We start from the raw sequence: 19,182 nt of genomic DNA on the forward strand, positions 1-19,182 counted from the left end.
ATTGATTATTATTAACATTAAATAAGAAAGCGTGGGCCGCAAGATTGTTAGAAAATGCGGCCCAGAATAACTATTTTTTTAAACGTGCCCGATATGCAGTAATTATATTTGCCGTGAGAGCAATGCTCCGTTCAACGAAATCATTATTTCTTTTATCCGCCTGATTGAGAATGCTCTCGCCGATAATTCTTGGATCAAAGTTGGAATTTATGACGTCATTCAGAATCTCATTCAAAGTTTTAGAACTTATTTTTGTATTAGGATTGAGTGAATCTTTCACTTTGCTAGCGGCGAACAAGTCGTAATTCTTCGTCGCAACAGAATCTCTATTGGATTCCCGAGGAAGCTGTCGATCCGTAACCACTCGCTCTTCTATGTCGGTAACGATAGCTGGATTGTTTCTAATTCTAGCCAAAATTGTCTGGCCAAAACTCAATCTGAGCCATGCCATCTGGATATCTTGGGATTCCTTCAACGGTGGAGAATCTATTCTCGCTGCTCTTGCCACCCCGTTTAAAATTAAACCATCATTAGTCAGCGAAATTGCGTCAACTGCTATACGCTGAGGTTTCCACTTGCGAAGGTCTGGATACGAAAAACTTCTTTTACCGTCGCCATTGGAGACAGCGACCATTCTTTCCGCCTCTTCCAAGAGATAAGCTTTGTCCTGAATGGGGTAGGACATTTGCGCTTCATTGCACGCGCCGAGAATTGCGCCTGCCATGGTCGCTATGGAATCGGTATCTGATCCCAGCATATTTGCTGCAATCTCCATCGCCTTGTCGGTTTTAGCGTCGCGATATAGGTAGGATAGGTAAGAAGCTAAAATGGCTGTCTTCGTTGCTGAGCCCCGATTTTGGTCGCTAGCCGCATCCAATATTGCTACTGCTCTCTCATAATTATTCTCAACGTTTTTCGTTTCAATCGACTGCAAAAGCTCTAAATCTTCGACAATCTCATCAACTGTCAAATCAACGGCACTTTGGAATGAGGATTTCGTTTTTTCTTGCCATGCTCCAAGCCAGAAAAATGTCAGGTCGTGGTCTGCTTCTACTAATCTAGGAAGATTTCTAAGTTCGTCAGTCTGTAAAATGAGTTCATTTAGGGGCATTGGACGCCCCGCGTCCAATGCTAACCCCAACGAAAGAGCATGGAAGCAAGCTCCTACGAAGGCTCTTGGATGTCCGTGTGTACAAATAGTATTTTTAAATACGTCGAGAAATATGCTGTCGAAATCAATATAGCTCTTCGCAGCCCAAACATGGGGCTGAATTCGCATGGCCCCACCGTTGCCACCGGCGTGCACATAACTTGACCGTTTAGTTTCATAGAAATTCGAATACCAAGTCGCAGAAGTTCTGGCTAAATTGTTTGCAGCCTCTTTAGAAGAAAGGCCTGCTCCTAACGCGTAGTTTGCCCATGCTGGCAGTTCGACTTTTGCAAAAGCGGCAACATCGAAGGTTCCATCGGCTCTTATTGCGCGAGACGTAGCAAGCCTTAGTTGTGTGTCATCTGAATATGTGCCTGCGGGAAACTCCACAAAAACACCGATTTTACTTCCGATTTTTCTACGCCAAGATTTGGTTGATGTGACCGAGGATTGCCCGGTTCTATGAATGACCCGTGATTGATCTGCAAGTTCCGTCATGAATCCCAAAGCATCGCCGTAGGCTGACCACAAAGCGGAGGAAACAATACGTCTATGTTTTTCGTTATCCATTCTGACGCTCACCGAATTTTTCGGGATTAATTAATACGTCCACATCACGATGTAAGGTAGCCTTTAGAAATCCGATTATTTCAGACTGGTCTTCAACAGTTCGAACATAGATGCGCTGTAGGTGTTCGGTAGAAATCTTCATCGGATAAAGGGCCTCGGCTTGGAAGCAAGTCGGAAATCTTGGAGGTAAATCATCTAGACGATGAACGATATTACCATTCCATCTGGTCACTCGAGGTGAGAATAGCCTATCGAAGCCTTCTTCGCCTTTCCCTCGGATAACGCCACTGTAGATATTATTAGTTGTGGCAAATTCTACATCGTCGTGGAGCAAGACGTCAGGTGTAAAAGACATTATACACCAAAATATATCATCATTTCGATGCCAAGAGTTTGAACTAATCTGAAAAAACTCATGGTTGATATGGCTAATAGAAAGGCTCACATAGTTAATATAGCCCGGGTCTTTCCGAAGACTAGAGTTCGGTTTGAAGAGGTATTTAACCAGTTCGTCGCCTTCAAGTAATTGCCTTGACTGTAGGTAATCCGTATATAAGCTACCAAGGCAACCATGATTTGTAGTAAAATGAAGAACTTCATCAATATTTCTATTTTGTATAATCGATTCTAATGTCATAAATCAACAACCTCGAATAATTCTGGATCGATACTATTGATAACAACAAGCTCTTCTTCGGGTTTAATGCCTATTATCAAACTCTTTCGTGCTCGCCCAACTCCCATCGCCAATAACCGCTTCAGAGAGTTGAACCGATCATCGTCATCTTCCTCACCATATATTGCGTGCTCTTCTGCTAAGCCCAATAGTATGAGGTGATCAAACTCCAATCCTTTCGCGCTGTGAAATGTCGACAATCCGATATTAGGCGCATCAATCGGCCAGTCGCGCGCACCTTGCAATTCACAGTAGCCAAATCCTTCCGAATTCAGAGCTCTCCGTAGAAAGCTGAAACAGCCTCCCCCCTTTAAGTGCAGAAATCCAACAGTCTCATTCTCCAAGTCCAACGATCTGAGATAGTGAAGTGTCCACGCAATTTGGTCCCGATAAATACCCTTCAGTAATGTCGGCTTATCTCCTTCGATTTCACATGCTTCCGGATCGGGGATGCTGGAATCGTCGTCGATTGGAAGTCCATTGGATATTGACCTTGCGACACGCGCAATTGCTTTCGTGTTGCGATAATTAACTGTTAGCTTGTGACTTCTCTGGGGATTTAGGTTGATACCAACTTCTGCCCAAGTCGTTCCTCTTGGGTAAATCCTTTGGGCGCTGTCTGTGACAATAGTGATTATCGCATCCTCAGCAGCGTGTTTAATCACTGCCCGTAGTTGATTTGCAGAAAAATCCTGCGCTTCATCTATCACCACAATGTCAAAGAGAGAGTGCGGATCAAGCGAACACATAAGATTGGCAAGGTCGTGAAAGTCACGAAGGTTGTTGGCGGCCTTCCATTCCAAATAAGGAAAAATCACTTCGTCCAAGAGCTGCTGTTTTGAGGCAGCATCCATTTGTGGTGAAGTACCCCTGCCTGTTCTTGCACGTTGGAGGTAAAGACCGATACTTTCCACAGGGAACCGCCCTAGAACATAATTAACTTCATCCAGAACAAAATTCAATTCACGTGGAAAATTACGGGCGAGACCTCTTAGCCGGGCTTCGCATTGTTCGACCTCTACAAATCTAATGTTGAGAGTCTCGCAGGCCCATTTATCAAAAGTGAAGACATATACAGAGGCATCATTAGCATAATGACGCAATTGATCCTCGATGAGGGCCGAGACGTAGCCTTTCAGCGAGTTATAATATGTTAGAACTAGTATCCGAGCCGGAAGTCGTCCTTCGTTTCTTAGCTGATTTACCACAGTACCGGTAGCAGCCCGCAACGCAGTTAAAGCGGTAGAAGTTTTACCGCTTCCGGCAGCACCACGTATTAATGATACTCCCGCGCGTATACGGCTTACAACCGTCATCTGTTCAGGTGTAGGTCTAATTCCACTTAACAATTTCATTCTAGACGCCCCGCCCACCAATAGATTCACTGATACTCAATGTCTATGAAATGTATTTTCAATCAAGTGCTACTTTCGACCAAAATTAGAAATACTTCCCGCTGCCAAAGGTATACCTCAAGCGAACCTGCATCATGTCGGTTCGATAAATTCGATTTACAACTCAAAACGAACTCGTTATAAAAGAACCACTTAAAAAGAACTTTGGGTGGTTCTGTGTTTTTACGTGCCTATTTGAGAGCATCCACAAAGGAACAGGATGCAAATCGGGCTAAAGCCGATTTGATTGCGTTTTCTAAAGAGCGCGGTTTGAAGATCGCGGCCTTCTATGTTGAAAATGAAAGCGGCGCATCGCTTGATCGTCCCGAACTCTTCCGCTTGCTCTCCGATAGCCAGCCGGGAGATATCCTACTCATTGAACAGGTTGATCGGTTGAGCCGCTTGAACTCTGCTGATTGGGAAAAGCTGAAAGCAGAAATTAGAATAAAACAAATGCGTGTCGTTGCTCTGGACCTTCCGACATCTTGGTCAATGGCGTCTCAAAACACCGATGAGTTTACGTTTCGAATGTTCGAGGCAATAAACAGTATGCTTCTGGATATGATCGCTGCCATCGCTCGAAAAGATTACGATGATCGCAGACGGCGACAAAAGCAGGGAATTGATAAGGCTAAGGCATACGGAAAATATAAAGGCAGGCCAGAAAACAAGTCGCGCAATGCAGCACTTCTGATGATGCTTGAGAGCGGACAAAGTTGGAATAGCATCATTGCTGCTACTGGTTGCAGTCGCTCGACGCTTTCAAAACTGCGGAAGGGAGCGCGATCAACTTGATAACCTATTAGGAGGGTTTAATGTTAAGGATCATAGTTCTACTGACGCGCCGTTAGACTTTATACAGAAATTAAAGAGCCATCTAGGCTTTATTGTTTGTGCTGGTGGAAGCGTGTAGCTTGGACGATGATTGTTGAAAGGCGGGGCGAAGTTTCAGAGACATTCGGTTTGGGGAATCTTCCGAACGTAGGTGTTGAGGGGGTAGCTGTGAATATATTCAGAAATGAAATCATAGAAAAAGAGTATGACAGGTGGAAAAAGCATTTACCGCCTTGCGAGTACGTGGGCGGACTTTCATACGATGACGTCTTAACGGTGCATTTTGTTTTAGTAGACATGTTTTACAGCTTGGACTCTGGCATTGGTGGAATAGGGCCAAAATCTATCGACTTGTTGATTTCTGCGGTGAGCCGACAGTATGTTTCTTTTGGAGGCACAGACAAATGGTCAAAGCCAGAGGAAATTGCAGCAACTCTTCTTTATGGAATAGTTCTCAACCATCCTTTTCATGATGCCAATAAAAGAACTGGATTTCTATCAACTCTTATTCTTCTCAATAGATTTAATATTACTATTAATATAACAGAAAAGCAGTTTGAAGACTTCGTTGTTACTGTTGCCGATAAGTCTTTTAGAAAATTTGAAAAATACAAGCGTACTTTTGCAGATCAGGATGATGCTGATATAAGATATATAGCTCATTATATAAGGTTATGCACTAGGAAGTCAGATAAAAAAGATTATATTGTTACATACCGTGAGTTGAATACACTACTTCGTAGATTTGGTTATATGTTAAGCAACCCGCACGCAAATACCATTGACGTTATTGAGATGAAAACTGGTGTAAGGGTATGTAATATTGGCTATCATAGCCATTCCAGACAAGTTGCTAAGCCGGTCATTAAATATGTCAGGCAAGAGACGGGATTAGACTTTCTAAGGGGCTGCGATTCAGGTGCTTTCTTTAACGGAGAGGAACCTATCAATAATCTACTCGCAAAGTACTACGAGCCTCTTGAGCGCTTAGCTTACAGATAAATTTACTCAATAAGAAGAGATAATACCCCGGACCTATTCCGGGGTATTATGATTTTGCGGCGTACTAGTCTCGATTTCCCAACGATGAAATTGAGTAACCCAATTGCTTAGCGATCAGCGAATTCAATCGGGAAGCCCCTGTACTATTTGATGTAGAAGCCCAATATTTCTGCTGTTTCAACTTCCAGAGCATCCTTCTGTATTCTTTCGCTGAAAGAAACTTCTGGTCTGTCAGGACTTGTGGAATCACCTTTTTGGCTGACCAGTTTGCTGGTTTAGAATACTGAGAAGCCAGATCAGGAAATAGTAATTCCCAGTCATTTCTCTGTTCCGCTGCACTAAAACCCGAGCGCTTTAAAGAAGTTCTGCCTAGGTTCCGCGAAATCTTAACTCGTTGCCCTTGGATTACACCCTGATAGGCCGCTCGATGTTCAATATGGTAAAAGCGCGCCCATTCCGGCTTAATCCCTTTGATCATATAGTCCGCAATAGTCTTTAATGTATGCGGATTAATATGCTGTATATCAATCGAGTCTTCATGAACGACACCTTGATATCTTTTTAGCCATTTCCAGATTTTCACTTTGAATGCATCAATTAACTGAGTAGGAATATAGACTTCCCAGTGTGCATGGACATTAAAACGAGGATTTTCAAATACGCATGCGCTTCTCGGTGCTTCGCGTGGCAAGCCATTTCTTTTATTATAGTTTCTAATCCAAACGTTTTTAGCTCTATTGATTAAACTAAATACTTTTTGATAATGTTTAATTGAATTTACAGTATCAAAACTTATAGTAACGAATAAATTAAATGGTTTTCCTTGATGTCTTGTTAAATCGTTTGCTCTAAGGAAATAATAAGCAGACTTTTCGTTTATAAAATTAGTTATAATCATTATGTTTTTATTGTTTCTCTCCTTTTTCACAAAATGTCCCTAACGGTAAACATATACCATTAAAGAAATTGATATCGCGGCATAATATATAGGAGGTATCGATTTGAAATTATGCGATATCAAAAATTATTAATTCCAAGGAGCTTTCTTTAAATCCTTTTCGGCTTGTCTATATGCATCAAATATATAATCTATTTCTTCATCTAGTCCGAACTTAATTGCTAATTCTCCAAGAAATTTTAGGTCATCCATGTATTCCTCTGTTGTTATCATGATTTATATTTCTCCATAATCACTTTAATTTTTCATAGAATTGTCTTTCGACTTGAGTTAAATAATTCAGAAGGCCCACAGAAAAATTCGCGGGTCTTCAGCGCCATTAATTTGTTACTTACCGAGTATAAACAGCTTCGGCTATTTTCGGATCACTTCAAATCAGCGGCGAGAGGCTCCAAAGCTTCTTGAAGTTTTTTCAATGTATAGCCGTTGCCATAGTTCGGGCCCATGCCGGGCGATTTGTGCCCCATAAAAAAATCCTGCATTTCTGCCGGAATGCTATGCTCTCTCATGCGGTCCTTGAAACAATGGCGGATGCTATAAGCAGACTGGTCGTCATTCTCAAACAGCTTATTGTCCTTAAGGAACTTATTGATTGCAGCAGATGCATTGGTAGGACCGTTCGCATCCCGATAACGGGTAAAGCCGTTAGGGCAGTTACGAAACGCTTCCAGTGCAAGACCAACCAGCGGAATACGTCGTTCGCGGAATGGCGTTTTCAGCTTTCGGTATTTGTTATCTCGCAGAATTATGTGCGGAATTTCAGCTTGCAGATGTATGTCTTGTTCTGGGTCTATTCCGCAAAGCTCCTTGAAGTTGCAGCCACTGTCGATCATTGCGAGTACAATGAATCTCAAGTCGTCATTGAGGGAAGACAGGGTGTTATTTTCAATCCACTCTTTCCTAATGTGGGAAATATTTAAAGCTGACCGACGGCTCTTCTTTTCCTTAAAGTTCATTCTTGAAAAGACACAGTTGGCATCCAAATCCATTTCCTTGTAATATTCATTAATCAACACACGTAAGTGCGTTAGATATTTGTTTGCCGTATTGGCAGTTATTTCATCATTATAAACTCTATCACGAAGACTATTATAAAATGATTTCGCATCATCTTTCGATAAATCGCTGATATTTTTGTTAACACCCAAATGTGAAACAAGCTGTTTACATGCGTTTCTAAGAGGGTTTATCTTATGTTTATATTCTTGAGTATTTAAATCCTTTAATTCGTAGTTAAGAGATTTCTCGTAGATTGAAGGCAAGTCATTTATCTTCGGTTCATTGTTATTCTTGCAGAGGTAGCTTTTCACAGCGGCTGTAGTTACCCGCTTTATACTCTTGATGGCTTGTACAGTCGTCCTGACAGAAACCGGGTCTGAGAGCAAACTACGAACGTCTTGAAGTATTCTTCCTTGGGCGCTTGCTCGCTGTTGCGATTTGGAAAAATCGATGCTTCTTGCGGGATTGTAGTCTTCATCACGCATCGCCGTAAGTTCTTCTTCAGCGGACGATTTCGCATCAGCATAACGAGTCAAAGCAAGGCTCTCATCACGTGTTTTTAGAGAAAGCACTATTTCCGACGGCCCTCCGGGCTTACGAAGGATGGCAGGAATAGCTTTTCGGAAATAATAAACACCATTTCGACAATATAAGCCCTTAAAAGGGAATTTAATTTTATGCATTTTGATCTAGTTTTCTACTTTCATCATGATTAATATCTGATCTATCGACAATCGGTAGACCGGTAAAAATATAATCTAAATACCAAGACGTATGCCTTGAGTTAAAAGGGTTCGTTTGCACAAGTCACAAGACAGGCACATTGAAACTCCAGCTTGATCTTGCACAACGCAAGTTCAACGAGTTGATGTTTAGATTTTTTTCTTGGAAGGGAGCATACTTACCAAACCGAATGTCGCTTCGATTGAAACGATAAAAAAGTCATTCGTACCACGCCCAAGTGGCCATATTTAATAAATAATCACCAATACATTCACACTCGACTTCACCAAGCATATACCTCACACAAATTTTGTGGTATAATCAAAGCTAGGCTCAATTCGATTGATGGCGGCCTTATAAACCAAATGTTACTTGAATGCAAGATAAAAACGTTACCTAAAGCATTTTTTATTGTTTTGATAGTCTGAGTTACTTCAAAGAAGCTTCCGGGCGCTGTCTACTGAATCCCTTGGCGAGGGAAAATGTACCCCAACCGGAAATCGCGTGATTGGTTGCTGTGTCAGTTCAGTCTGCGATGGGAGCGTGCCCTAAGCAATCAGTTTAGCAAAAACTTTCGGAGATTTGTGACTTGCCGCGAATCCATTGGTTGATAGGCAGAACGTTTTGCTCGGTTTGTGACTAGCTTTTCCAGATCGCCGGGCGTGAGTTTTTAAGGTTGATAATTTCTGAAACTTGTAACAGATTTTGTAACAGTTGAGAGTCTGCTCCAAAAATAATATAGCAAAATCAGTGCCTTATATGAATATCACGAGGAATTCTGGCGGAGAGAGCGGGATTCGAACCCGCGATACGGTTCCCCGTATACACACTTTCCAGGCGTGCGCCTTCAACCACTCGGCCACCTCTCCGTCTTTTGCTGTCTTGAAATCCGCAACTGCGGTAAGAACTCTTGCAAAAAGCACACCGCTCTTCAAATCAGGCATTGGTTCGTTGCCAAAACAGCTGGTGCGGCGCGCAATATAGCCAGAATACGCATATGTTCAACTGCTATTTGCCAGTTTTTGCTTTAATTTGTCCGGAACCGCTGGATCTAAACGTAAATTTACGCAAGTCTCTGTTTTATAAGGATATAATTCAATCAAAAACTTGTGCTTTGTTTAAGTCTGCGCCCTCTGTCCGCTTTATGTTATGATGAAGCAATGCTTTACGCAGAGGATTGATGGTATCAAGCACGCATTTTTGCATGATGAAACTGGGTAAAATCAAAGGCAGAGAATCGTGTTTCGTTTTGTTTTGCGCAGTTTTGCGGTCGTGTTTCTGGCGTTGGCAGTGATCTTCGCTGTTCTGGATGGTGCACGTTCGGTTGGTGCGTCGGAATGGGTCGTCAAACCGCTTCTGGATATATGGGCGCGCGGTGCGCCTGAAAGCTTGGGGGATGCAGAAGCCTTCATGACGCATTATATAGGGGCTGCGGGCTGGGACACTGTCTTCGTTCCCGTGCTTGAGCAGCCTGGTTGGTTGGTTTTTGGTGTTCTTGCGCTGCTTTTTTACCTGGCCGGTTATCGTCGCAAAAAGCCCTTTGGCAGTTTCAGCGCGCGCTGAAATGCATTTCAGGAGATGTTAAATGAGTTTGCTGGATAGCTATCGTAAGAAGGTCGAGATGCCTTCAAAACAAGACGCTTTGCCCGGTCGCGATGCAGCGCTCGCTACAGCCTCTGTGCATTTTGTATCTCAAAAGCCGCTGAAAGGCCCATGGCCCGCAGGTTTGAAACAGGTCATGTTTGGCATGGGTTGTTTCTGGGGTGCAGAGCGGCTTTTCTGGCAGGTGCCGGGTGTCTATGTGACGGCGGTTGGTTATGCCGGTGGAATAACGCCCAACCCAACTTATGAGGAAACCTGTACGGGTTTGACCGGCCATGCTGAAGTTGTTCTTGTGGTTTATGATCCGAAGGTGGTGAGCCTCGGTGCTTTGCTGACACTGTTTTGGGAAGAGCACGATCCAACGCAGGGTATGCGACAGGGCAATGATATCGGCACAACATATCGCTCGGTGATCTACACCTTCGATGAGACGGATCGTGAAGCGGTTGAGAAGAGTAGGGATGCCTATCAGGCAGCTTTGTCTGCGCGCGGTCTTGGCCTGATTACAACTGAAATTGCAGATGCTCCAACATTCTATTATGCGGAGGATTATCATCAGCAGTATCTGGCCAAGAACCCGAATGGCTATTGCGGCTTGCGCGGAACAGGTGTGAGCTGTCCGATACCGGCGGCATCATAAGAATGAAAATCGATCGCGCAGTTAAACCTGCGCGATTTTCTTATGGAGGATCAGCATGCCTTCATTTTCGCCGGAGAGTGTCTCAAAATCATCCCAGGCCATTTTGCGATAAAGATCAGGCTTGCTGGTATAGAGATAGGCTTCACCATAGCCCAGCTCCTGCGCTGCCGCTTCAATCGAGGCCATCAGTGCCTTGGCAACGCCGCGCCCACGAAACGCGGGTGCAACCAGGACACTTGCAACCCATGGTTTGAGGTGAGGGTGACTGTCAAGATCACTATGGATCAGCAGGACAAAGCCCGCGAGTTCTCCATTCCATAAAGCTGCACGCGCCGTCTGACCGTCGGCCGAATGGATAATTTGCTGCAAGGCTGAAGCAACTTGCTCTTCGGTTGCACCCGCCGCTTGTCCCCACTCTTTGTGGTTCCATTTGGCACAGGTGGCAACAAGATCATTGCGATCTTCGAGTGTGATGATTTCAATCATGGCTTTACCAGTGTGGAGGCTTGGTGATCGGGATTTCGGGTGCTGTCTGTTCTTCGAGTGTCAGGAAACGGTCCGTCAGGGCCAAGTGTTTTTTATTCAGCCGGTCGATCGCTTTCCATTGTTCGGCAAGGACCGCAGACAGCTCTTCAATCGTCTTTTCCTGTTCGGCGACCCGAATTTCGAGTTCTGTCAGGCGGGCTTCGGTAGACATGATTGATGTTCCATCTTTGTGATGCTGAGATGATAAAAAATCCGCGCTGGCCACTCAATACCAATTGTCGAGCGGCCACAACGCGGATTCGTTTCTTGCTTATCGTAAGGTTTGAAACTTACTTCGTGCCATACATGCGATCACCGGCATCGCCGAGGCCAGGGATGATATAGCCCTTTTCATCAAGGCTGTCGTCGATGGAGGCGGTGAAGACATCCACGTCTGGGTGCGCTGTGGTAAAACGCTCAATGCCTTCGGGCGCTGCCAGCAGGCAGAGGAAGCGGATATTGGTTGCGCCGCGCTCTTTCAGCTTGTCGATGGCTGCGATGGCTGAATGGCCGGTCGCAAGCATTGGATCGACCACGATGATGAGGCGGTTAACGATGTCTTCGGGTGCCTTGAAGTAATATTCGATTGGCTGAAGTGTATCGTGATCGCGATAAAGGCCGATATGCGCCACGCGTGCGGCTGGCACCAGATCCAGCATGCCTTCGAGAAGGCCGTTGCCTGCGCGCAGGATGGAGGCGAAAACCAGCTTTTTGCCTTCGAGGATCGGCGCTTCCATTGGCATCATCGGGGTGTCGATGTGCATGGTGGTCAGTTCGAGATCGCGCGTCACCTCATAGCAAAGCAGCAGCGATATTTCTTTCAGCAGGCGCCGGAAGCTCGCGGTCGAAGTTTCGCGCTTGCGCATAATGGTAAGCTTGTGCTGGACAAGCGGATGGCTGACGACATTAACGCCCATGTTGTTTCCACTTTTCTTGTTATCGTTTTTCACTTTAACGGCGAATAGTGCCGGAGAAAACGCGTGGCAGGCGCGCACGCACAGTTTTCTATGTCTTTTAACATTTTGCACAGATGCGCAAGTGGAGATCACAAAAGGGGTATCGGCTTACGGTCTGTGCTTGTATCGTCCGGTACAAGCTTTATATGCATCAGGCAAACGGAAAGCGAAGATCGTCTTCGTTTCGCATACGAACCGGCAGGATAGTTATGAGCCAGCAGAACGGCAATGCAGACCGCGTGGGTGCACAAGGTGGCATGGAACATTCATTCGGCTTCAAAGCAGTCGATGAAGATGTCAAGCAGGGACTGGTCAACGAGGTTTTCCATAAGGTTGCCAAGCGTTACGATGTAATGAACGATCTGATGTCCGCTGGCATGCATCGTGTCTGGAAAGATGCGATGATCAGCTGGCTTTCGCCTTCCAGGCGTCCGGGCTGGACTTCGCTCGATGTTGCCGGTGGTACGGGCGATATCGCGTTCCGCATTGTTGAAGCTTCAGGCCGTCAGGCCCATGTCACCATTCTCGATATCAACGGTTCGATGCTTGGTGTCGGGCGCGAGCGCGCCATCAAGAAGGGACTTGCCGACAATCTCGAATTTGTTGAAGCCAGTGCGGAAGAACTGCCGTTTGAAGATGCAAGCTTCGATGCTTACACCATTTCATTCGGCATCCGGAATGTGCCGCATATCGACAAAGCGCTGTCTGAAGCCTATCGCGTATTGAAGCCGGGCGGGCGTTTTATGTGCCTCGAATTTTCCGAAGTCGAACTTCCTTTGCTTGATAAAATTTACGACCAGTGGTCGTTTCAGGCGATTCCGCGCATTGGCAAGATGATTACGGGTGATGCCGATTCCTACCACTATCTCGTAGAATCAATCCGCAAGTTTCCAAAACAGGAAGATTTTGCGCGGATGATTCGCGAGGCTGGTTTCGAGCGTGTCAGCTATCGTAATTTCACCGGCGGCATTGCTGCACTTCATTCCGGCTGGAAGCTCTGAGACCGACATGAGCAATATTTCTGCGGCCCTAAGGTTGATGCGCGCTGGCTGGATCATGGCGCGCGAAGGCGTGTTGAGCTCTCTGCCTGTTGATGATGCGGCGGGTTTGCCTGCATTGGGGCATAAGTTTGCCAAAGTGCTGGCGCGCAAGCGTGCGAAAGATGCCCCGCGTTCAGAGCGCATTTCGCGGGCAATGAACAAGCTTGGTCCTTCTTATGTGAAATTGGGTCAGTTTCTGGCCACGCGTCCGGATATTGTCGGCAAGGATGTAGCCGCCGATTTGGAGCTATTGCAGGATCGGCTTGATTATTTTCCACAAGCTGAGGCAGTTTCTGCCATTGAAGCCTCTCTTGGCCGCAAGATTGATGATCTTTATGTAAGTTTTGATGCGCCGATTGCGGCGGCGTCCATGGCACAGGTCCATCCGGCCTATGTGATGAAAGATGGCGCACCGCACAAGGTTGCCGTCAAGGTGATCCGTCCGGGTGTGCGTCAGCGTTTTGCGCGCGATCTTGAAAGCTTTTTCATGGTCGCCCGTATGCAGGAGCGGCATGTGCCGTTCACGCGCCGTCTGCGCCCGGTTCAGGTGGTGGAAACACTGCACCAGACAACGCGCATCGAGATGGATCTGCGGCTTGAGGCGGCAGCACTTTCCGAGATTGCCGAAAATATCAAGGATGATGCAGGCTTTCGTGTTCCGAATGTCGATTGGGAGCGGACGGGCCGCGATGTTCTGACACTTGAATGGATCGATGGCATCAAGATGTCCGACATCGACGCATTGCGGGGTGCCGGTTTTGATCTCAAGAAGCTTGGCGAAACGCTGATCCAGTCTTTCCTGCGTCATACGTTGCGTGATGGTTTTTTCCATGCCGATATGCATCCGGGCAATCTGTTCGTTGATCCGCAGGGCGTCATTGTCGCCGTGGATTTCGGCATTACCGGGCGGCTCAACAAGCAGCAGCGGCGTTTTTTGGCCGAGATCCTCTATGGCTTCATCACCCGCGATTATATGCGCGTTGCGGAAGTGCATTTTGAAGCGGGGTATGTGCCGCATACGCATGATGTGGCAAGCTTTGCGCAGGCAATCCGCGCGATTGGCGAGCCAATCCATGGACAGCCTGCCGAAACCATTTCCATGGCAAAGCTGCTGACGCTTCTGTTTGAAGTGACCGAGTTGTTTGACATGGAAACACGGCCTGAGCTTCTGATGCTACAGAAGACAATGGTGGTGGTGGAAGGTGTTTCGCGCACGCTTGATCCGCATTTCAATATGTGGAAAGCGGCAGAACCTGTCGTTGGCGACTGGATACGCAAAAATCTTGGGCCACAGGGCATGTTGTTGGATGCAAAGGACAGCGCCTATGCGCTGCTCCATTTCACCCGCAAAACGCCGGAACTGGTCGCAAGAATGGATCGTGCGTCTGCGGCGCTTGATGCGATGGCCGCAAATGGTCTGCGCTTCGACAATGCGACCGCAGAAGCCATTGGTAAGGCCGAAGCACGGCATGCACGCTGGGGACGTATTGCGCAGATTGTGATGGCAATTTCATTGGCTGCGATAGCGCTTAAGCTCTATATTGAGCTTTAATTCAACTGAATGTTGATTATTCGTAAGAATAGTGATTTCATTGATTGCACTGAAATTGATCCGGTGCAATCAAATGGCCAGCATTACAATCCGCAATCTTGATGATGCCGCGAAAGAACGGCTGCGTGTGAGAGCCGCCCAGAATGGCCGCTCCATGGAAGAAGAAGCAAGGCTTCTTCTTGGCGGTTTGGAAGAGGCAAAGCCGGTTGCTGTTGCTTCTTCACCGATTGCCGGTTCATTGCGCGATAAGCGTATTCTTCTCATCATCAGCGGTGGGATTGCAGCTTACAAAACACCGGATCTCATTCGTCGCCTGCGCGAGCGCGGTGCCCATGTGCGCCCGTTGATGACAGATGCCGCGCAACAATTCGTGACGCCACTAACCATTGGCGCAGTTGCTGCCGATCATGTGTTTACCGATCTTTTCTCGCGCGAAGATGAGCAGGATGTCGGCCATATCCGCCTTGCGCGTGATGCCGATCTGATCGTGGTTGCACCGGCAACGGCTGGGCTTATGGCGAAGATGGCCAATGGTTTTGCGGACGATCTCGCGAGTGCCGCGCTCCTCGCACGTAAAATTCCGGTGCTGGTGGCGCCTGCCATGAACCCTGCCATGTGGGACAATGCCGCGACCCGGCGCAACCGCCTGACACTGGAAAAAGACGGCGTACATTTCATCGGCCCTGAAAAGGGTGAGATGGCGGAAAGCGGAGAGGCGGGCACAGGCCGCATGAGCGAGCCGCTGACAATTGTCGCGGCAATAGAAAATCTGCTTGCACCACAGCCAAAGCCGCTTGCGGGCAAAGTGATCGTTATGACCTCCGGCCCGACCCATGAGCCGATCGATCCGGTGCGCTACATCGCCAACCGTTCATCAGGCAAGCAGGGCCATGCGATTGCGAGCGCGTTAGCGCGGTTGGGCGCAACCGTGCATCTGGTGTCTGGTCCAGTCACGATCCCTGATCCTGAAGGCGTCAATATCATCCATGTCGAGACCGCGCGCGAAATGCAGGCAGCGGTCGAAAAGCATCTTCCTGCTGATGCGGCAGTGATGGTCGCAGCCGTTGCCGATTGGCGGACAGTCAATGCTGCGGATCAGAAGATCAAAAAACAGCCGGGCGAGGGTGCACCAACGCTCAGCATGGTTGAGAACCCGGATATTCTGGCGGGTGTGGGCCATAGCGACAAGCGCCCCGGTCTTGTGGTGGGCTTTGCTGCGGAAACGCAGGACGTTCTCGCCAATGCTACTCGCAAGCTCGACAAGAAAGGCGCCGACTGGATCGTTGCCAATGATGTGTCTGGCGATGTGATGGGTGGTGATCACAACCGTGTGCGTATCTTAAGCCACGCTGGCATTGAAGAATGGCCGGACATGAGCAAGGAGCAGGTGGCCCGAAACCTTGCAGAAAAAATTGCAGCCGCACTTCTTGAAACAAAAAACTGATTTTTTGATGCGGGGCATGTCACATTCCCATGCAGCTATCTCGTCCTGATGATGAACGACAAGATATTGGTCGGCATCTAGGAGAAAAATCATGGAACAGAGACTTGCCCCTTACACTTTCGCACCGCAGATCATGCAGGCAATGGTGGAGCTGGAAAAGCGTGTTGCTGCATCAGGGCTTGAATATAGCCTTTATGAGCTGGTGAAAATCCGCGCTTCGCAGATCAATGGCTGCGCCTATTGTATCTATATGCATACGGCTGATGCGCGGAAGGCTGGCGAAACCGAAGAGCGCCTCTATCTGGTTGCTGCATGGCGTGAATCCCCGCTTTATACTGCGCGGGAGCGGGCGGCACTTGGCTGGACAGAGGCGCTGACCCTGCTGGCGCAGACGGGCGCACCGGATAAGGATTTTGATGCTTTGAAAGCGCATTTCTCAGACGAAGAGATCGTCAATCTGACCCTGCTGATTACCACCATTAATGCATGGAACCGCATTGCCGTTGGCTTTCGTCTCGTTCATCCGGTCAAAACCGATGCAACCCTCGCCTGAGCTTGCGATAAATGATACGGATGTGTTCGAGGCCTTGCGGCCTCGGCTCATTCGCATTGCCTATCGTATGGTTGGCACCCATGCCGAAGCCGAAGACATTGTGCAGGATGCATGGTTACGCTGGAGTGCTGCGGATCGGGCAACCATCCGTGAGCCGCAGGGCTGGCTCACGCGCGTGGTCAGCCGTCTAGCGCTCGACCATCTGAAATCTGCCCGTGTGCGGCGCGAGACTTATCCCGGCACATGGTTGCCTGAACCCCTTGTCGAGCATGAGGAAGATCACAGCGATGACATCACGCTGACACTGATGTTGGCGCTCGACCGTCTGTCGCCGCTGGAGCGGGCAGCATTTCTCTTGCATGACGTGTTCGATATGGGTTTTGACGAGGTTGCGCGCGTGCTTGATCGCGATGCTGTGGCCTGTCGCCAGTTGGCTAGCCGCGCACGCAGCCATGTCCGGCAGGAGAAGACACGGTTCTCCATGCCCGAGGATCGTGGGCGCACACTTGCCGAGGCTTTCTTTCAGGCGTCCCGCAGCGGTGACATGACGGCGCTGAAAGGTCTTCTCGCGGAAGATGTCGTGATGTATTCCGATGGCGGCGGTATCCGCAATGCGGCGCTGAACCCGATATATGGGCGTGAAAAGATTATGCGGCTTTATGAAGGGATCGCTCGAAAGGCTTGTGGGCAGGTGCCTGCCATCCATCATTTCGCGCTGTTTGATGGTTTGCCCGGCCATATGAGCCTTGAAGCAGATGGTTTGCCGCAAGTGGCAGCTCTGGAGATCGAAGCCGGGCTAGTCCAAACGATCTATCTGATCCGAAATCCGCAGAAGCTGACGCATCTGCGGATGGAGTAAGGGGTTGATCAGGCTTTATCGCGCACCTGATAATCCTTGATCGTGTCAAAGCGGATTGCCTTCCAACGCTCGGCTTCATAGTTGAGCGAGAAGCCGTTCTGCGCGAGAAATACCGGATCATTGTCGAGATCATGCGCAATGTCGGCGCGGTGTGCGGCAATGAAGCGGTCGAGTTCTGCCGGATCATCTGCCGAAATCCAACGGCAAATCGAGAAACGCGACATTTCAAAGCCAACGGGCAGAGAATATTCGATCTTGAGACGTTCGGTCAGAACATCAATTTGCAGCGCGCCAACCACGCCGACAATTGCCGGTGAACCATCATCCGGCACGAAGAGCTGCACGACGCCTTCTTCCGCCATCTGCTGAAGCGCTTCACGCAGTTTCTTTGCCTTCATTGCATCATCAAGCCGGACGCGGCGCAGGATTTCCGGCGCGAAGTTTGGCACGCCGCGGAACAGGATATCTTCCCCCTCGGTCAGCGTGTCGCCAATACGCAATGTGCCATGGTTCGGGATGCCCACAACATCGCCCGCAAAGGCTTCGTCAGCAATCTGGCGGGAGCGTGCAAAGAAGAATTGCGGCGCAGACAGGCTCATCGGCTTGCCTGTACGCACCAGCTTGGCCTTCATGCCGCGTGACAGCTTGCCCGAACAGACGCGCAGGAAGGCAATACGGTCACGGTGGTTCGGGTCCATATTGGCCTGAATTTTGAACACAAAGCCGGTCATCTTGTCTTCGGTCGCACCGACCATGCGGGTGTCGGCCTGCTGATCGCGTGGGGAAGGGCCGAAGTCGCAGAAGGCTTCGATCAGATCGCGCACGCCGTAATTTTTGAGTGCCGAACCGAAATAAACCGGCGTCATGTGGCCTTCGCGGAAGGATGCGAGATCAAACGGGCGGCAGACGCCGCGCGCAAGTTCGACACTTTCAACCCATGCTTCGCGTTCATTTTCAGGCAGAAGCTTCGCGGCTTCTTGCGGTCCGCTGACCTTGGTGGGGTGCTCTTCGGCATCTTTCTGGCGCACGGTATCGTTGTGCAGGTCATAAGTGCCGGCAAAGCTTTTGCCCGAACCGATAGGCCAGGTGATCGGCGCTGTATCAAGCGCCAGCTTTTCTTCAATTTCATCAAGGATTTCGAGTGGATCGCGTGCTTCGCGGTCCATCTTGTTGATGAAGGTGACAATTGGAATGTCGCGCATACGGCACACTTCAAAGAGCTTCAGCGTGCGTGGTTCAATGCCCTTTGCGGCATCGATGACCATGACGGCAGAATCCACAGCGGTCAGCGTGCGATAGGTGTCGTCGGCAAAATCTTCGTGTCCCGGCGTATCAAGCAGGTTGAAGATGCAATCCTTATACTCAAACGTCATCACCGAAGTGACAACGGAGATACCGCGGTCGCGTTCGATGTTCATCCAGTCCGAACGGGTCTGGATGCGATCCTTTTTGGCTTTCACTTCACCGGCGAGCTGGATGGCGCCACCAAACAGCAGCAGCTTTTCGGTCAGCGTGGTTTTACCAGCATCCGGGTGCGCGATGATCGCGAAGGTACGGCGCTTTGAAACAGGATGATCAGCGGGCATGAAGAAACTCGTAATGGCAAAGGGTGGGCGGCGCGACACGCAGCTGCGAAGATTGTGCGCAGCATCTAGCAGTCCTTGATGAAAAGGTCGAGTTGAAATGAAAAAGCGGCGTGGGATAC

The 19,182-nt window shown here is 48.4% G+C and carries 19 protein-coding genes and 1 tRNA gene; 9 read left to right on the top strand and 11 right to left on the bottom strand.

Annotated features, from left to right (window positions below; genetic code table 11):
- Positions 1 to 70: 70 nt before the first annotated feature.
- Genes ABE527_RS01920 through ABE527_RS01930 form a run of 3 tightly spaced genes read right to left on the bottom strand, consistent with a single transcriptional unit; the run spans position 71 to position 3,751 of the window.
- The gene (locus ABE527_RS01920) at positions 71 to 1,720 is read right to left on the bottom strand and encodes an ADP-ribosylglycohydrolase family protein (RefSeq protein ID WP_499695920.1); all 1,650 of its coding nucleotides are present in this window, start codon (positions 1,718 to 1,720) and stop codon (positions 71 to 73) included.
- The gene (locus ABE527_RS01925; protein WP_499695921.1) at positions 1,713 to 2,357 is read right to left on the bottom strand and encodes a DarT ssDNA thymidine ADP-ribosyltransferase family protein; all 645 of its coding nucleotides are present in this window, start codon (positions 2,355 to 2,357) and stop codon (positions 1,713 to 1,715) included. The genes ABE527_RS01920 and ABE527_RS01925 overlap by 8 nt, the downstream gene beginning before the upstream one ends.
- Positions 2,354 to 3,751: a UvrD-helicase domain-containing protein gene (locus ABE527_RS01930; protein ID WP_499695922.1), complete on the bottom strand. Its 1,398-nt coding sequence runs from the start codon at positions 3,749 to 3,751 to the stop codon at positions 2,354 to 2,356. The genes ABE527_RS01925 and ABE527_RS01930 overlap by 4 nt, the downstream gene beginning before the upstream one ends.
- A gap of 216 nt (positions 3,752 to 3,967) precedes the next feature.
- On the opposite strand from ABE527_RS01930, the gene ABE527_RS01935 reads away from it, so the two are divergent.
- The gene (locus tag ABE527_RS01935) at positions 3,968 to 4,585 is read left to right on the top strand and encodes a recombinase family protein (protein WP_499695923.1); all 618 of its coding nucleotides are present in this window, start codon (positions 3,968 to 3,970) and stop codon (positions 4,583 to 4,585) included.
- 126 nt (positions 4,586 to 4,711) lie between these two features.
- Complete coding sequence (locus ABE527_RS01940) at positions 4,712 to 5,626, top strand: type II toxin-antitoxin system death-on-curing family toxin (protein WP_499695924.1); 915 nt, start codon at positions 4,712 to 4,714, stop codon at positions 5,624 to 5,626.
- A gap of 64 nt (positions 5,627 to 5,690) precedes the next feature.
- Here ABE527_RS01940 and ABE527_RS01945 read toward each other — a convergent pair whose 3' ends face one another.
- From ABE527_RS01945 to ABE527_RS01960, 4 genes are all read right to left on the bottom strand, one after another.
- Entirely contained in the window at positions 5,691 to 6,554 is an 864-nt protein-coding gene (locus ABE527_RS01945; RefSeq protein WP_499695925.1) for a hypothetical protein, read from the bottom strand.
- A 99-nt stretch (positions 6,555 to 6,653) separates the two neighbouring features.
- On the bottom strand, positions 6,654 to 6,797 hold the full coding sequence (locus tag ABE527_RS01950) for a hypothetical protein (protein WP_499695926.1): 144 nt from the start codon (positions 6,795 to 6,797) through the stop codon (positions 6,654 to 6,656).
- Between the two features lie 152 nt (positions 6,798 to 6,949).
- Entirely contained in the window at positions 6,950 to 8,266 is a 1,317-nt protein-coding gene (locus ABE527_RS01955; RefSeq protein WP_499695927.1) for a DUF6538 domain-containing protein, read from the bottom strand.
- An 819-nt stretch (positions 8,267 to 9,085) separates the two neighbouring features.
- Positions 9,086 to 9,175: transfer RNA gene (locus ABE527_RS01960), tRNA-Ser, on the bottom strand.
- A gap of 370 nt (positions 9,176 to 9,545) precedes the next feature.
- Between ABE527_RS01960 and ABE527_RS01965 the strand changes: the two genes are divergently transcribed.
- Complete coding sequence (locus ABE527_RS01965) at positions 9,546 to 9,869, top strand: hypothetical protein (RefSeq protein WP_265982842.1); 324 nt, start codon at positions 9,546 to 9,548, stop codon at positions 9,867 to 9,869.
- 22 nt (positions 9,870 to 9,891) lie between these two features.
- Positions 9,892 to 10,548 carry a peptide-methionine (S)-S-oxide reductase MsrA gene (gene msrA / locus ABE527_RS01970; RefSeq protein WP_499695928.1) on the top strand — a complete coding sequence of 219 codons (657 nt, stop codon included), beginning with the start codon at positions 9,892 to 9,894 and terminating at the stop codon, positions 10,546 to 10,548.
- Between the two features lie 21 nt (positions 10,549 to 10,569).
- On the opposite strand, the gene ABE527_RS01975 is transcribed toward msrA, so the two are convergent.
- The 3 genes from ABE527_RS01975 to upp form a co-directional block, all read right to left on the bottom strand.
- Positions 10,570 to 11,034 (bottom strand): GNAT family N-acetyltransferase, encoded by a 465-nt coding sequence (locus ABE527_RS01975; RefSeq protein WP_265982845.1) that lies wholly within the window; start codon positions 11,032 to 11,034, stop codon positions 10,570 to 10,572.
- A gap of 4 nt (positions 11,035 to 11,038) precedes the next feature.
- Positions 11,039 to 11,245, bottom strand: a complete 207-nt coding sequence (locus ABE527_RS01980; RefSeq protein ID WP_265982846.1) for a SlyX family protein — start codon at positions 11,243 to 11,245, stop codon at positions 11,039 to 11,041.
- A gap of 118 nt (positions 11,246 to 11,363) precedes the next feature.
- Complete coding sequence (gene upp, locus ABE527_RS01985; RefSeq protein ID WP_265982847.1) at positions 11,364 to 11,990, bottom strand: uracil phosphoribosyltransferase; 627 nt, start codon at positions 11,988 to 11,990, stop codon at positions 11,364 to 11,366.
- 248 nt (positions 11,991 to 12,238) lie between these two features.
- Here upp and ubiE point away from each other — a divergent pair, with 248 nt between their 5' ends.
- The 5 genes from ubiE to ABE527_RS02010 all read left to right on the top strand — a co-directional run bounded on the left by ubiE (position 12,239) and on the right by ABE527_RS02010 (position 17,477).
- Positions 12,239 to 13,030 carry a bifunctional demethylmenaquinone methyltransferase/2-methoxy-6-polyprenyl-1,4-benzoquinol methylase UbiE gene (gene ubiE / locus ABE527_RS01990; protein ID WP_265982849.1) on the top strand — a complete coding sequence of 264 codons (792 nt, stop codon included), beginning with the start codon at positions 12,239 to 12,241 and terminating at the stop codon, positions 13,028 to 13,030.
- Positions 13,031 to 13,037: 7 nt separating this feature from the next.
- On the top strand, positions 13,038 to 14,621 hold the full coding sequence (ubiB, locus tag ABE527_RS01995) for a 2-polyprenylphenol 6-hydroxylase (protein ID WP_499695929.1): 1,584 nt from the start codon (positions 13,038 to 13,040) through the stop codon (positions 14,619 to 14,621).
- 73 nt (positions 14,622 to 14,694) lie between these two features.
- A complete protein-coding gene (gene coaBC, locus ABE527_RS02000) occupies positions 14,695 to 16,065 on the top strand; it encodes a bifunctional phosphopantothenoylcysteine decarboxylase/phosphopantothenate--cysteine ligase CoaBC (RefSeq protein WP_499695930.1) in 1,371 nt (456 codons plus the stop codon).
- Between the two features lie 91 nt (positions 16,066 to 16,156).
- Positions 16,157 to 16,618, top strand: coding sequence for a carboxymuconolactone decarboxylase family protein (locus ABE527_RS02005; RefSeq protein WP_265982853.1), 462 nt, complete (start codon positions 16,157 to 16,159; stop codon positions 16,616 to 16,618).
- Positions 16,602 to 17,477: a sigma-70 family RNA polymerase sigma factor gene (locus tag ABE527_RS02010; protein ID WP_499695931.1), complete on the top strand. Its 876-nt coding sequence runs from the start codon at positions 16,602 to 16,604 to the stop codon at positions 17,475 to 17,477. The genes ABE527_RS02005 and ABE527_RS02010 overlap by 17 nt, the downstream gene beginning before the upstream one ends.
- An 8-nt stretch (positions 17,478 to 17,485) precedes the next feature.
- Here ABE527_RS02010 and ABE527_RS02015 read toward each other — a convergent pair whose 3' ends face one another.
- The gene (locus ABE527_RS02015) at positions 17,486 to 19,063 is read right to left on the bottom strand and encodes a peptide chain release factor 3 (protein WP_499695932.1); all 1,578 of its coding nucleotides are present in this window, start codon (positions 19,061 to 19,063) and stop codon (positions 17,486 to 17,488) included.
- Positions 19,064 to 19,182: the final 119 nt, after the last annotated feature.

It is taken from the genome of Brucella sp. TWI432, assembly GCF_039674445.1.
GTDB classification, from domain to species: Bacteria; Pseudomonadota; Alphaproteobacteria; order Rhizobiales; family Rhizobiaceae; genus Brucella; species Brucella chromiisoli.